The organism is Tatumella morbirosei, assembly GCF_000757425.2.
Lineage (GTDB): Bacteria > Pseudomonadota > Gammaproteobacteria > Enterobacterales > Enterobacteriaceae > Tatumella > Tatumella morbirosei.
On the sequence record NZ_JPKR02000001.1, the window covers coordinates 105,142 to 118,603 of the forward strand.

The following is a 13,462-nucleotide window of genomic DNA, read 5'->3' on the forward strand; positions in this document are numbered from 1 at the left end:
GTGAGGCCAGTGAAGAAATACCGAAATAAAATACTTTGTGGTCTGGTTAGCGCGGCAATCATGGTCGCAGGTATTATTAGCTGGCTGTCACTTCGTCCGGTGGAAATTATAGCCACCCATACCGAGGGTAGATTTAGTGATGTCTTACTGAAAAATCCTCCCCTGACGGAGAGCGGAATGATTCGTTGGTGGCTGGACAACCGGGAGCGGTTAAAACACCAGTATAATCTGCCGCAGACCGATGAAAATGGCAATTTCACAATGATTTTCTGGGACCTCGCCGGAGGATTAAAGCCGGAGAAAATTGACGACTCGATCTGTTTTCCGGAATTAAAGCCGCCAGCGAACTGCATTGATAAAAACAGCCTGATGTGGGTAAGAAATACCCCGAACCGGGGACTGACGGTGGTCGTTTCTTCCGGATACTATCAGGTCAAAGAGGATGGCCGGTTGGTCCGGCGGGAAAACTAACAGCCAGTCTCTGCTTCCGGAATCACAGCGGATGATACCGCACCAGCAAAAGCCACCCGCAGGCGGCCTTTTGCACGGTTCAGAGATTCAATTATTTAGTCAGTTCGGCAGTCATATGCACCTGGTTACCGTCCCGTGCTTCGGTAATGCTGTAGCCGGTACCTGCGGCTTTAGCCTGAGCGGCAATTTTCGCTTCGGCACCGTCCAGCGTTGAGGCGGTCGCGGTCACCGTCTGAGCGAAAGCACCGGCAGAAATAACAGATAACAGCGCAACAGCAGCAATATTTTTGATGGTTTTCATGAGTATTTCCTCAGCGTAAATTTGGTGGAGTGGGACGTTCTGTCCCGATGGAAGTGATGCTACGCCCGGAAACGCTCAGTGAATAGCTAAGCTTATTGTTGTATCGATTCAAAAAAACTGAACAATAAACAATCATGAGGGTGATTTCTGATAAAGCCTCTTTAAATCAGTGTATTAATGGATATTATCTGAAAAACAAACCGGACACTGACGTTGATTGTTCCGGGCGGTGATGACCCGCTCAAAGAGAAGTGACGAGGGGGCAGGCGGTAATACTAAGCTGCCAACTGCGGTACTCAATAACAGAAGAGCAGAGCCCTCGTCAGGAAGCGCGTGATCGCTTCGGGGGGATTTTCCCGTCAAAAGGGGGATTGATTCAAAATAAAAGCGGTGGAAACAAAAGACCGCTGACTGAAGTACTCAATATTACGGGCCTGGGAAATGACCCGTAATATCCCTGTTTATCAGTCTTGCTGGCCTTCGCGGCTATATAGCGTCGGGACCTTTACGAAATGTTTTTTCCAGGAACTGTTCAATAACCGGAATAATTTCTCTGCTATGGGTTTCCAGCGCGAAGTGGCCGGTATCATAGAAGTGGATTTCCGCATCAGGAATATCGCGTTTCCATGCCAGTGCACCAGCCGGAAGGAAAAAAGGATCGTTTTTACCCCAAACGGCTAACAGTGGCGGCTGATAATCCCGGAAGTACTTCTGAAAAGCAGGATACAGTGCCACATTTGAGGCGTAATCCAGCAGCAGATCCAGTTGAATCTCTGCCATTCCCGGACGCGAAATTTGCAACCCTTCGAGCGTATATCCATCTGGTGAAACCAAATTTTTGTCGGTAACACCTTCAAGATATTGCCATTGTATCGACGCCGGTGTCGGGAAGTCATGCAGGTTCTCCCGGTGCTGTTGTGTGGGGTGCTGCCAGTATTTCCGGATAGGCGCCCAGCTCTCGCCGAGTCCTTCCTCATAAGCGTTGCCATTCTGAGAAACAATGGCAGTCACCCGCTCCGGATGAGCGACTGCCAGTCGCCAGCCGACCGGGGCTCCGTAGTCGTGAACCACAAGTGCATAAGAATCGAGCATAAGTTGTTCGGTGAATTGCCCGATGGTCTTCGCCAACTGGCTGAAAGTATAAGAATATTCACTCCCTGAAGGGGTTTCAGTAAAGCCAAAGGCTGGCAGGTCGGGGGCAATGACGTGATAGCGGCTTGCGAGTTTGGGGATCAGGTCGCGGAACATAAAAGATGAGGCTGCAAATCCATGAAGCAGCAATATTGTTGGCGATGTTGGATTACCGGCTTCCCGGTAGAAAATTCTGACGTTATTCACCTGCTCATAGCGGTAATGCACCGGGTTCGCCGCAGAGACAGAATCTGCACTGTGGTTATGCTGACAGGTGGCTGCTGTGGCGGTAGTTGAATCAGAGATAATCATGATTATTCCTTGTAACCTGTAAAGTGTGAATTTGAAGGTTACAGTATTTTTGGTAACCTGACAAATAAATTTTTATGGGTTACATAGAATCATGGTTCTGAATCATTCTTATACCGATGCCCCGTTTGTAGGGGATAACCTGGCGCTCGATTTTATTAACAGTGAATACAGGGTTGATGGTCAGCCTCATGACTGTCTGAGGGATGAACAGAGTATTGCCAACTGGCTGATACGCGCCGGACTGTTGCACGATATTCATCAGCAGCTTCCGGAGGAATTACTGGCCGAAGCTCGCGAACTTCGTGACACAGCAAGGAAAATTGTCAACGCAGCCATGAATCGTGTCGCGGTGGATCTGACCGTTATCAACCAGCTGCTTAAGGCAGGTCAGCCGATCACCCGGCTTGAATGGGATGACGATATGCGGCAATACCGGACTGCGGTTTATCAAACTTCCGCAGATGCATCCGGTCTTCTCTGGCCGGTTGCTGAGGCGCTTATAAACCTGGTAAGCAGCGATAAATTTCAGTTTGTACGTCAGTGCGAAGCTGATGACTGTATCCTGCTGTTCCATGACCTGAGTAAATCTCATCGCCGGCGCTGGTGTAGCATGGCAACCTGCGGTAATCGAATGAAGGTCGCCGCATTCCGTTCCAGAAACAAACCTGAGTAAGGCTGGTGACACTACTCACCGGGCTGACTGCTGAATAATTTCGACATGGACAGACCAGTGCGGAATCCACCCTGCGCCCCGATGATTATCGGAATGGTGGCGTGGGGCCTGTGGGCCGACCGGTTGCCTGAACCACAGAGTTAAGGCAGATTAACGCAATCTCTGTTGCTTAAGATAAACTAACGATGAAACTTAATTATTCCTTTCTTGAAACCTTTATGGAGATTATTCGCTGCGGGACCTTCGAAAAGGCTTCCGGCAAGCTGCATATCACTCCTTCCGCCGTCAGCCAGCGTATCCGCGCGCTGGAAGAACTGATGGGGCAGGTGCTGATTATCCGTGGCAGCCCATGCAAAGCGACCCGATCGGGACAGGAACTCTATCGTTATGCCGAAAAAATTGAGTTGCTGGAGAATGATTTTTTACTGAACCAGCAGGAGCTACACCGCGAAAAAGCGGTGATTGCGGTAAACGCAGATTCGGTAGACGGCTGGTTTTTAAGCGTTATCGAAGCTGTCTATCGGGATCACGGCATTATCCTCGATGTCCGGGTTGAGGATCAGGATTTCAGTGCCTCGTTATTGCAAAGTGGTGAGGTCATGGCCGCTGTCAGTGCAGATCCGACGCTGTTGCAGGGGTGTAAAACCGAATTTCTGGGAACCATGCGCTATAAGGCCTGTGCCTCAGTGGAATTTTATCAGCGTTGTTTTAGTCGCGGAGTGTCGGCCGAAACATTGAGTCTGGCCCCGGTCATGATGTTTAATCACAAAGATGATTTGCAGAATAAATTTATCCGTTGCTTTACCCGGCAGGAAGTCTCGCCGCCACAGCAGTTTGTCCCTTCAACCTATGCTTACCTGCAGGCGATTGTTCGCGGATTAGGCTGGGGTATGCTGCCGGAACATCTGTCTGCGCCTTTGCTGGCGGAGGGCAGGCTGGTCGACCTGGCGGAGGATTGTCCGGTAGATACCCCTTTGTACTGGCATCGCTGGAGCCTGACACTACGGTTGCTGGAAACATTAACCCGCAGCGTGCATGCCGTAGCCCGCACTGAGTTGCATCAGAATCCGCCGGACTGACCCGCCGGCACGGTTCAGATAATCCGCTACCCTTCACACCTCTGACCCCGATTCTGTCCCTCAGGGGGGCAGTACACCGGCATAAATGCCGGATTCTCCGGTTCCGGGACTTATTTTCATTGTCCACTTATATGTGACAGTAATTACTGTTTTGGAATATTGATGGTTGTCCGGATTTACAATAATCTGAATACATCGACAGGGCAGTGGCCTGTCTCACTAAATTCAGAGGATAACATCATGATTGAACAAAGACTGTCAGAAAAACGCGGACTGGGTGATCACGGTTGGTTGTACTCACGTCATACCTTTTCGTTCGCAAATTACTGGGATCCACAGCAGACCGGTTTCTCTGATCTGTTGGTGATTAACGATGACCAGGTGGCTGAGGGACGTGGTTTTGGTGCCCACCCTCACAGCAACATGGAAATCATCTCCTATGTACTGGAAGGCGCACTGGAACATAAAGATTCCATGGGAACCGGTTCGGTGATTGTCCCGGGCGATGTGCAGTTAATGAGTGCCGGTACCGGCGTGACGCATAGCGAATTTAACCATTCGCGGCAGGAAGGGGTGCATTTTCTGCAAATCTGGGTGGTCCCGGCAGAAAAAGGGACCACACCAGGCTATCAGCAGGTGTCGGTGGCGGAAGCAGAGAAACGGGGTCAGTTTAAACTGATTATTTCTCCGGATGGCGCCGGTGATTCACTGAAAATCAAACAGGATGTGCGTATTTACGCGGGACTGTTTGATGGTGATGAGCAACAGACTGTCACACTGCCGGAGGATCGTTATGCCTATATTCACGTGGCCCGCGGCAGTATTACGGTAAACGGCGTGAAGTTTTCTGCCGGTGACGGCGCCCGGGTACGTAATGAAACCGCGCTGAGTTTTACTCAGGGTGAGCAGGCCGAAGTGTTGCTGTTTGACCTGCGTCCGGTTGAAGTGAATCACCCGACCCGCTAAACCGTCGGGTTAATTGATCAGCCAGTTACAGCCATACCTCAGGGTATGGCTGTTTTTTTTGTCAGAAGAATATCTCCGGCAATGTTGCTCAGAGGGCTTTAAGCAACGCAAGTAACTTACAGATAAACTGAGCCCTGTCATTACGCAGCCCCCGACGGATAAAAGCAATAACACGGTCACCATTCACCGCCCGGTAGCCAGGCTTGCTGTCAGGAACTCATCCCTCTCACCAGCATCTGACGCTTATTAATCACCGAATATCCAATCACCAGCGCTGCCACCGGAATGACGGCCAGCAGGGTGCTGATAAACAGGCTGCCTCCGGTGAGGGTGGTAAAGTTAGACAGTACCATCAGCAGAGAAACCGCCAGTGCGAAGACGGCCAGTGCAGGGATCCACAGAGTCCTCAGGCGTTTCCCCTGAGACAGGGCAGTATTTTTCTTAAAGAACACCACTACCGAGATACTGGTCAGTAACATCAGTAATACGATACCGACGGTCGAGATACCGGCCATAAACCCAAACACCTGAGTCAGGGGTTCCAGTTTACAAAGCGCACAGACAATGATCAGTAACAGTGCCGTCATTGACTGTACCAGTGACGAATTAGCCGGTGACTGATGTTCTCCGTGAACAGCAGATAAGAATTTAGGCATAAAGCCCTGTCCGGCCAGAACATACTGATAACGAGCGAGTACGTTGTGGAAACTCAGTACACAGGCAAAAATACTGCTGATCAGTAGCACCTGAATGGTGTTGCTCAGCAGGGCACCGTCATACTGACGGGCGATGTCCAGTAGCATATTGCCGTTGCCGCTCAGCGTATTGTTAGCCACGCTCACCGCATGGGAGTAACCACTGCCGACGATCATCGCCCAGGTTGAGAAGGTGTAAAAGACGCCGATAATGACTACCGCCAGATAGGTCGCCCGGGGAATGGTTTTTTCCGGATTCCGTGATTCGTCACGGAAAATAGCGGTGGATTCAAAACCAATAAACCCGGTCAGAGCAAACAATACGGCAATACCCAGACCATGGCTAAACGCGGCTGAAGGTTCAAAAGAGACCAGACTAATCCCTTCGGCACCGCCTTTATGCAGAATTGAAAAATTCATCACCAGTACAACACCCATTTCCAGCACCAGCGCGATACCAAGAATTTTCGAACTGAGTTCAATGTGCCGGTAACCCAGGATAGCGACGGCAGCAATCGCCAGCAGAGAGTAGATCCACCATGGGTGAGCGTTGCCACCATAATGCACCACCAGGTCATTCACCGCCCAACCCATATACCCATAAACCCCGGCCTGGATAGCCGTGTAGGTGACCAGTGCCAGATACGCCGAACCCATTCCGGCACGCAACCCCAGCCCCTGAGTTACATAGGAGTAGAAAGCACCTGCCTGTTTAACATGCGGTGTCATTGCCACAAAACCCACGGCAAAAACCAGCAGGATCAGCGAGGCTATCAGAAAGCCGAAGGGAGCGCCGATACCATTGCCGGTACCGATAGCCAGTGGCACATTACCACCAATCACGGTGAGCGGAGCCGCGGCGGCAATCACCATAAATACAATACTACCCACGCCCAGATTACCGCTGAGTCTGGCGGGGCGATGGCGGGTATTAGCCTCAGTCATAGTGAATTCCTTATATGGTGTTGAGTTTAGAAAATGTCGGTCCGTAAATCTTTCAGGTAAGGGTTGTCGCGCTGCGCTCTGACGACCTGTAAAGGATCTATCTCCGCACAGAGCAACTGTTCTTCGGCTTCCGATGCCTGACTAATCACTGAACCATCCGGAGCGGCCACCAGGCTCAGCCCGACATACTCCAGGTGTTGTTCACTGCCGATCTGATTGACATAAGCGACATACAGCTGGTTTTCCCAGGCGCGGGTGGCAATCAGGTGTTGGTTTACAAAAGTGAAGGGTTTCATTTGTGCGGTAGCCACCGCGATAAGATGGGCGCCCGCTCTGGCCGCGGCTCGGACCGTCTCCGGAAACTCAACGTCGTAGCAGATCAGCATGGCGATATTCAGCCCCTTATAATGGGCGATGCAGACTGGCTCATCACCGGCAGTGAACTGTTGCTTATCCAGTTCACCGAACAGATGAGTTTTACGGTATACGGCCAGCACGTCACCCTGATCGCTAATCAGCCACGCCGCATTATAGATATTACCGTTTTCGGCCAGCGGCCCGGTGATGACCATCGCCATCTGTTGCTCCCGGGCCAGTGCTTGCAACGCTGTCAGCGGAAAGCTGTCAGCCAGTGCCGGCAAATGGTGGCGTAATACATAACCGGACATAAACATTTCCGGGGTGATAAGCAATTCTGCCTGCTGCGCTTTAGCCTGCTTTAATGCATGGCTCAGCCTGACCAGATTAGCGTCATAATCGCAGTAACTGCTTTGTGCCTGCCAGATTGCAATTTTCATCAGGATCCTCTTTGACTGCTATTAACCGTTAAATCAGCAATAACTGTGCCAGTCATCAGACCACATGATTTTCATGCTTTTCGTTTTTTTACCCGGATAAAACGGCGTTAAGACCCGCCCCGGGGTGCGACAGACGGTGCAGATCTTGCACGGTAATAGTGCATAATCAGGGGGTGGGTGTTGTGAGCAGTGAAAGGAGTCATGAATAACCGCTAATCTTAGTGGTTCACGTCGATAAGTGGCATATATTTCCGCAGATAATTCTGCTGCTGTGCTGTTGCGATCCCGGGGCAAAGCCGGTGATGCCAGGGTTCTGGCCTGAACAAAACGTCAGTTTATGACTGCTGACTGTTCACCCGACAACAGCGCTCTCTGACGCGGTCTCTGCCAGGGAGTAGCAGGCCGCTCCACTCCCGGGACATCCCTTTTCCCCGTCGTGATTAATTGATGAGTAAAAATGTTCAGATGAAAAAAATTACTTAAAAACATTTTTTTTCGTTACGAATAAATTAACTCTGAATTATTATCCTTTCGGTTTCTTAACAGCCAGCTTAGGGTTCATCAGTTGGTGATGCTTTAAAATCAACCATTTCGGGCTGTGTGTTGTTCACCTCTGGTATTACTCACAGCAGCCTGGCCGGGCTTTCATCATAAAAAATATCTGCAATCTGGTGAGTAATTCTAATGAATTATCTGGCCGGGTCGCGATCTGTAGCAATGCCGGAGGCTGCTGCCGGCAGCGAAATACCCGCATCAGTACCACAGAAAAACCGTTGCTGTTTTTAACTTTTATCCCTGATTCAGGGATTTTCTGACATGGAAAGGCGCTATGAAATTTAAACTGGCATTACTGGTGGTCGCCGTCGCGGCCCTCTCTGGCTGTAAAAAAAACTGATATTGACTGTGGTTCAGCCGATATTCAGCAAAATCTGGCACAGCGCATTCTGAATGTGATTGCCGAAAAAACCGGTGCTCTGGGAAATGATCCGGATGCACTGAGCCACGCGAAAGTGGCGCTGGACGGATTTACTCAGGATGAAGACCAGTCCACCAAAGAAATTTCTCAGTGTAAGGTCAATGCCACGCTGACTGATGAGCGTAATTCCGGAGTCGCCCTGAAAGGTCAGGTCAGCTATTCGCTGAGTAAAGACAGCTCCGGGCATATCGTGCTGGACAACCATTCTGTCTATGAAGGTACCCGCCAGGACGCGTTTAAAGTCGTGAAGATTGATGAAACGCCGGAACAGAAAACCTGGCGTCTGAAACAGGAACAAGCCGCCGCGGAAAAAGCCAAAGCCGAAGCCGAAGCTAAAGCCCGCCAGGCCGCAGCGGATGCGGCGCTGGAAAAAGAGATTACCGCCGCCCAAAGCGCGCCGGACAGTGATTTTAAACCGGTGAACCAGCAACAACTGATGCTGCTCTTCCTGGCGAATTCTGGCCGTCAGGTCAGCGACGACGAGAAACTCAGCCTGCTGAGTGCGGCCTGGAATTCAGAGAAAGATCCGTTTAAGAAAAATGATATGAAAGCGGCGGAACTGGCGCGGATTAATCAGGAACTGGATGCCTGGAAGGGCGTTAAGCTGATTCAGGTAAGCAGAATGAATCCGCGGATGAATGGCAGACAAAACGTGGTCGCCAAACAAATTATTACCAGTGCTTATCTGGGAATTCGTAAGCCGGGTGATTATGACTTCACTAAAAAATCTTTCCCAATCACTATGTCGGGTTGTAACGACACCCTGAAATACGGTCCGATGTCGATCTATAGCAGTACGCAGAATGTGACCATCGCGATGGTGAAAAATGTCGCCACCTGCGCCCTGACGCCGAAAGATGAAGACGATGCCCGCAGGATCTCCGGCTTATTCACGGCCATGTCTCCGGCGGTATTCACCGCAGATGCCACAGCCTATTTACTGATCAGTGGCTATGATGCCAATAAAGTGACGGTGAACACGACACTGATCCGAACTGACGTGCAGTTCTACCATAACAATTACGATGCGTTTACCGACAAGCCGCCGGTCCTCACCTGGACGCTGAAATAACTCCCTGCACCGGCTGCCGTAATGGCGGCCGGAATCTCTTACCCGCTACTGACGGAACCAGAACCGATGAAAAAATTACGTATCCTTTCTGCGGCTGCTATCGTATTTGCGCTGGCTGGCTGTAACAGCGAACCTTCCGAAACCGAAATCACTCAGGCAGTACAGAAAAATATCGATCAGGCGAATGCCCAGGTGCAAAAAATGGCCGGTAGTGCCATTCAGACGGATGGCTTTATGACCAAACTGCATTCATTGCGCAAAATTTCATGCGATCAGACGGGTAAAGGCGAACAATACAACTGTAAAGTGGAAGTTGATATTACCGCCCCGTTTGTGGGAGAGCGTAAAACGGTTTCCCAGATTAGCCTGGTGAAAGATAACGACGGCTGGGACGTCGTACAGTAATTATGGCGCAGATTCTGGCCTGAATTCAGGCCAGAATCTGCCACTGTGATACCGCGACTCTATTTCCCCGCGGAGAACTCATCCTTCCATACCGCTTCCCGGACATTAATGGCCCGTGGCAGCAGCCCCAGAGCATAAAAGCGGTCGGCAATCGCCTGTTGATCACGGATGATGGTCAAATCCATTTTTTGCGTCAGGTGACTGCGTCTGGCCAGGGCGTGACTCATCGATTCTGCAGATAACCCCAGTTCAGCAGACAGCAGGTTGGCTGCGTCTTCACGATGGGTATTGATGTAGCGTCCGGTGCGGGATAATGCCTCGATCAGTTGGTGCAGCAGGTCAGAGGAATGGGCTGCAAATTCACGGTGTGCCAGATAAAACTGGTGATTTTTGACCCGTCCCCGGCCATCGGCGAGCATCCGTAACTGACCGTCCAGTGCGGCAGCGCTTAACAGCGGGTCCCACATCATCCAGGCATCGACAGCCAGATAATCACTCGGAGTCAGGGGATATTTAGGGGGGGAGTAGACGACTCTGACATCATCCAGAGTCAGGCCCGCTTCATCGAGAATCTGCACCAGCAGATAATGAACGTTAGAACCTTTATTCACCGCAATCCGTTTACCGCGTAAACCGGCGATGGTGCTAACCGCGCTGTCACCCGGTACCATCAGTGCCACGCCCTCCGGGGCTGCCGGTTCCCAGGCAACATACAACACCCGGTTTTCTCCCGCCTGAGCAAACAGAGGCGGGACTTCGCCGGTGGTACCAAAGTCGATTTCGCCATGACTGAGTGCATGCAGTAACTGCGGCCCGGCAGGGAATTCACTCCACAGAACACTGACGCCGCTGCCAGCCAGTTGTTGTTCCAGCGACTGACGGGCCTTGAGTATTCCGAGATTGCCAAACTTCTGATAACCAATACGCAGCTCCCGCTCATGTTGCAGGCGGTGTGGTGATGCCGGTTGCCGTTGAACCGTCAGGCTGCGTCTGGGCTTAATCAGCCCGAGATGGGCGAGGTGGGTGCGTAAGGTGTTACGGCTAATCCCTAACAGCTGCGCCGTTTGTAGCTGATTACTGCCACTTAGTTCGTAGGCATTACGTACCAGCGTATCCAGCACCCGCTGATAGAGTCTGGTGCCGCCGTCGGTCAGTTGCTGACGCATAAAGTCATCCAGCGCGGCTTCTCCCGGAGGCTGTTGCAGGGGTTCAGCCGCCGTCAGTCGCAGCTGTTGCGGGTGAATGACCGGATCTTTGCTGAGTAACACCGCGTTATGCAGCGTATTTTCCAGTTCACGGATATTACCGGGCCAGGGGTAATTCATCAGTGCAGCCATCGTTTCATCGGTCATCTGTAACTGCGGGCGGCCAAGGCGGCGTGCATATAGCCGCAAAAAATGTTCCGCCAGCAACGGAATATCTTCACGCCGTTGGCGCAGCGGCGGCAGAGTCACCGCGGCAACATTCAGCCGGTAATAGAGGTCCTCACGAAAACGTCGTTCACGAATCGCCTGCGCCAAATCAACGTGCGTCGCGGCAATCACCCGCACATTGACCCGCACCGGTTTACGGGACCCAATACGGGCCACTTCGCGTTCCTGCAATACCCGCAGCAGTTTCACCTGCAACGGCAGACTCAGTTCACCAATTTCATCCAGTAACAACGTGCCACCTTCTGCGGCTTCAAACCAACCAGGGTGGCGCTCTCCGGCCCCGGTAAACGCGCCTTTTTCATGACCAAACAGTTCCGACTCCGCCAGGCTTTCAGTCAGTGCGCCACAGTTCACCGCCAGGAACGGTTGTTGGCGGCGTGGACTGTTGTGATGCAGATAGCGCGCGACCACCTCTTTGCCGGTGCCGGTTTCGCCAATGATCAGCACCGTGGCGTCGGTTGGAGCCAGCCGGTCCAGCACACTCTGAAAGGCTATCGATGCAGGATCGATCAGCGCAGGGCCCTGAGTTGTCATCGGGTCATTTCCGCAAAATGTCAAAAAGTCACCATACCCTGTCCCGGCCTCGACGGCGAGATGGCCAAAGGCCGGTTTGCTGCATTTGCAGCAGAATGATGATGTCAGATGCTGCGAATGCAACATTTTCCGGTCAGTCGAAAAAAATTATCTTTATGATTTTTAATGAAAATTTTCCTTTTAATTTTGGCATATTTCCTGCTTTGCTTTTTATAACCAAAGCATCGAATTTCTATCTGATATTTTTAGATATAGTTATATAGGAAATGGATAATGAGCGATTCCGCACAGGAAAATATCAACGTATTCTGGTTTCTGCCGACCCATGGCGACGGCCGTTACCTAGGCACCACTGAAGGCGGCCGTCCGGTAGATCTTCCTTATCTGCAACAGGTCGCGCTGGCGGCAGATAATCTGGGTTACTACGGGGTACTGATCCCGACCGGCAAAAGTTGTGAAGATTCCTGGCTGGTGGCGGCCGCACTGGCCCCGCTGACCAAAAAGCTGCGTTATCTGGTGGCGGTTCGCCCTGGATTACAGCCGCCATCACTGGCCGCGCGTATGGCAGCAACGCTGGACCGCCTGTCAGAAGGTCGCTTGCTGATCAATGTGGTGACCGGCGGCGATCCGGTGGAAAATAAAGGTGACGGTATTTTCCTGAGCCATGCGGAACGTTATAAAGTGACCAGAGAGTTTCTTGAGGTCTATTCGCGGTTGCTGAAGCGTGAGAAAGTGGATTTTCACGGCGAGTATATCCGTGTTGAGGGTGCTGAAGTGCTGTTTCCGCCGGTGCAACCGGAAGGTCCGCCGCTGTTCTTTGGTGGCTCTTCTGACGATGCTATCGAGGTTGCCGCCAGCCAGATTGATACTTATCTGACCTGGGGTGAACCGGTTGATCAGGTGGCAGAAAAGCTGGCGGTAGTCCGTCAGCGGGCGGCAGAGCAGGGACGGACCCTGGAGTTTGGTATTCGTCTGCATGTCATCGTGCGGGAAACCGAAGAGCAGGCGTGGGCGGCTGCCGACCAACTGATTGCTCATCTGGATGACGATACGATTGCCGCCGCTCAGAAAATCTTCTCCCGCATGGATTCTGCGGGCCAGGCGCGGATGAGTGCATTACACCGTGGCTCCCGTGAATCACTGCGTATTGGCCCGAACCTGTGGGCCGGCGTGGGGCTGGTGCGCGGCGGGGCAGGCACCGCGCTGGTAGGCAATCCGCAGCAGGTGGCCGAACGTATCCGTGAATATCAGGCGCTGGGGATCACCAATTTTATTTTCTCCGGTTATCCGCATCTTGAGGAAGCCTATCGTTTTGCGGAACTGGTGATGCCGTTATTGCCACTGGCGGCCAATACGGCGCGGCAGCAGCAAACGGTGAATACCGGGCCATTCGGCGAAACCATTGGGGGAGATCTGCGTCCGGGTAAACCGGCCAGTGTCCGGGTGAAGGAGGCGTAATGCGTTATCGCAGTGATTCACAGAGCGCACCAGCAACGGGCTGGGTGCCCAATGTGCCTGGCGGGCAAATGATTAGCAGCCTGGCAAGGCCGTTACCGGCCGGACAGCCGGTAGAGCTTTCGCCAGCGATACTGGCTGAGCCGGCGGGGATCGGCAGTTCGCTGACACATATTCGTTTATCGGCGGTCTGCGCCGCGTTTGACAGAGACTGACT

General features: G+C 52.1%; 13 protein-coding genes. 8 read left to right on the plus strand and 5 right to left on the minus strand.

The annotated features are described in order from the left end of the window. The first annotated feature begins 9 nt into the window (after nucleotides 1–9). Nucleotides 10–471, plus strand: coding sequence for a DUF943 family protein (locus HA49_RS00520; protein ID WP_052752410.1), 462 nt, complete (start codon nucleotides 10–12; stop codon nucleotides 469–471). 91 nt (nucleotides 472–562) lie between these two features. Here the strand turns inward: HA49_RS00520 and HA49_RS00525 are convergent, their stop codons facing one another. Both HA49_RS00525 and HA49_RS00530 read right to left on the minus strand, forming a co-directional pair. After that, nucleotides 563–772 carry a YdgH/BhsA/McbA-like domain containing protein gene (locus HA49_RS00525; RefSeq protein ID WP_038017120.1) on the minus strand — a complete coding sequence of 70 codons (210 nt, stop codon included), beginning with the start codon at nucleotides 770–772 and terminating at the stop codon, nucleotides 563–565. Nucleotides 773–1,258: 486 nt separating this feature from the next. Beyond that, nucleotides 1,259–2,215, minus strand: coding sequence for an alpha/beta fold hydrolase (locus tag HA49_RS00530; protein ID WP_038017131.1), 957 nt, complete (start codon nucleotides 2,213–2,215; stop codon nucleotides 1,259–1,261). Between the two features lie 91 nt (nucleotides 2,216–2,306). Between HA49_RS00530 and HA49_RS00535 the strand changes: the two genes are divergently transcribed. The 3 genes from HA49_RS00535 to HA49_RS00545 all read left to right on the plus strand — a co-directional run bounded on the left by HA49_RS00535 (nucleotide 2,307) and on the right by HA49_RS00545 (nucleotide 4,933). Beyond that, entirely contained in the window at nucleotides 2,307–2,888 is a 582-nt protein-coding gene (locus HA49_RS00535; protein WP_038017133.1) for a CGNR zinc finger domain-containing protein, read from the plus strand. Nucleotides 2,889–3,073: 185 nt separating this feature from the next. Further along, nucleotides 3,074–3,967, plus strand: a complete 894-nt coding sequence (locus HA49_RS00540; protein ID WP_072055899.1) for a LysR family transcriptional regulator ArgP — start codon at nucleotides 3,074–3,076, stop codon at nucleotides 3,965–3,967. Nucleotides 3,968–4,207: 240 nt separating this feature from the next. Then, nucleotides 4,208–4,933 (plus strand): pirin family protein, encoded by a 726-nt coding sequence (locus HA49_RS00545; protein ID WP_038017134.1) that lies wholly within the window; start codon nucleotides 4,208–4,210, stop codon nucleotides 4,931–4,933. Between the two features lie 209 nt (nucleotides 4,934–5,142). Here HA49_RS00545 and HA49_RS00550 read toward each other — a convergent pair whose 3' ends face one another. Continuing rightward, on the minus strand, nucleotides 5,143–6,573 hold the full coding sequence (locus HA49_RS00550; protein WP_038017137.1) for an APC family permease: 1,431 nt from the start codon (nucleotides 6,571–6,573) through the stop codon (nucleotides 5,143–5,145). A 26-nt stretch (nucleotides 6,574–6,599) separates the two neighbouring features. Next, entirely contained in the window at nucleotides 6,600–7,370 is a 771-nt protein-coding gene (locus tag HA49_RS00555) for a carbon-nitrogen hydrolase family protein (RefSeq protein WP_038017139.1), read from the minus strand. Nucleotides 7,371–8,320: 950 nt separating this feature from the next. On the opposite strand from HA49_RS00555, the gene HA49_RS00560 reads away from it, so the two are divergent. Together HA49_RS00560 and HA49_RS00565 are read left to right on the plus strand one after the other, a co-directional pair. Next, entirely contained in the window at nucleotides 8,321–9,418 is a 1,098-nt protein-coding gene (locus tag HA49_RS00560; protein ID WP_046791614.1) for a hypothetical protein, read from the plus strand. Between the two features lie 66 nt (nucleotides 9,419–9,484). After that, nucleotides 9,485–9,823: a hypothetical protein gene (locus tag HA49_RS00565; protein WP_156994491.1), complete on the plus strand. Its 339-nt coding sequence runs from the start codon at nucleotides 9,485–9,487 to the stop codon at nucleotides 9,821–9,823. A 59-nt stretch (nucleotides 9,824–9,882) separates the two neighbouring features. On the opposite strand, the gene HA49_RS00570 is transcribed toward HA49_RS00565, so the two are convergent. Further along, nucleotides 9,883–11,790: a sigma-54-dependent Fis family transcriptional regulator gene (locus tag HA49_RS00570; RefSeq protein WP_038017145.1), complete on the minus strand. Its 1,908-nt coding sequence runs from the start codon at nucleotides 11,788–11,790 to the stop codon at nucleotides 9,883–9,885. Nucleotides 11,791–12,063: 273 nt separating this feature from the next. Between HA49_RS00570 and ssuD the strand changes: the two genes are divergently transcribed. Beyond that, nucleotides 12,064–13,248, plus strand: coding sequence for an FMNH2-dependent alkanesulfonate monooxygenase (gene ssuD / locus HA49_RS00575; RefSeq protein WP_038017146.1), 1,185 nt, complete (start codon nucleotides 12,064–12,066; stop codon nucleotides 13,246–13,248). Then, nucleotides 13,248–13,460 carry a hypothetical protein gene (locus HA49_RS00580; RefSeq protein WP_038017149.1) on the plus strand — a complete coding sequence of 71 codons (213 nt, stop codon included), beginning with the start codon at nucleotides 13,248–13,250 and terminating at the stop codon, nucleotides 13,458–13,460. Before ssuD ends, HA49_RS00580 begins: the two co-directional genes overlap by 1 nt. The last annotated feature ends 2 nt before the right edge of the window (nucleotides 13,461–13,462 follow it).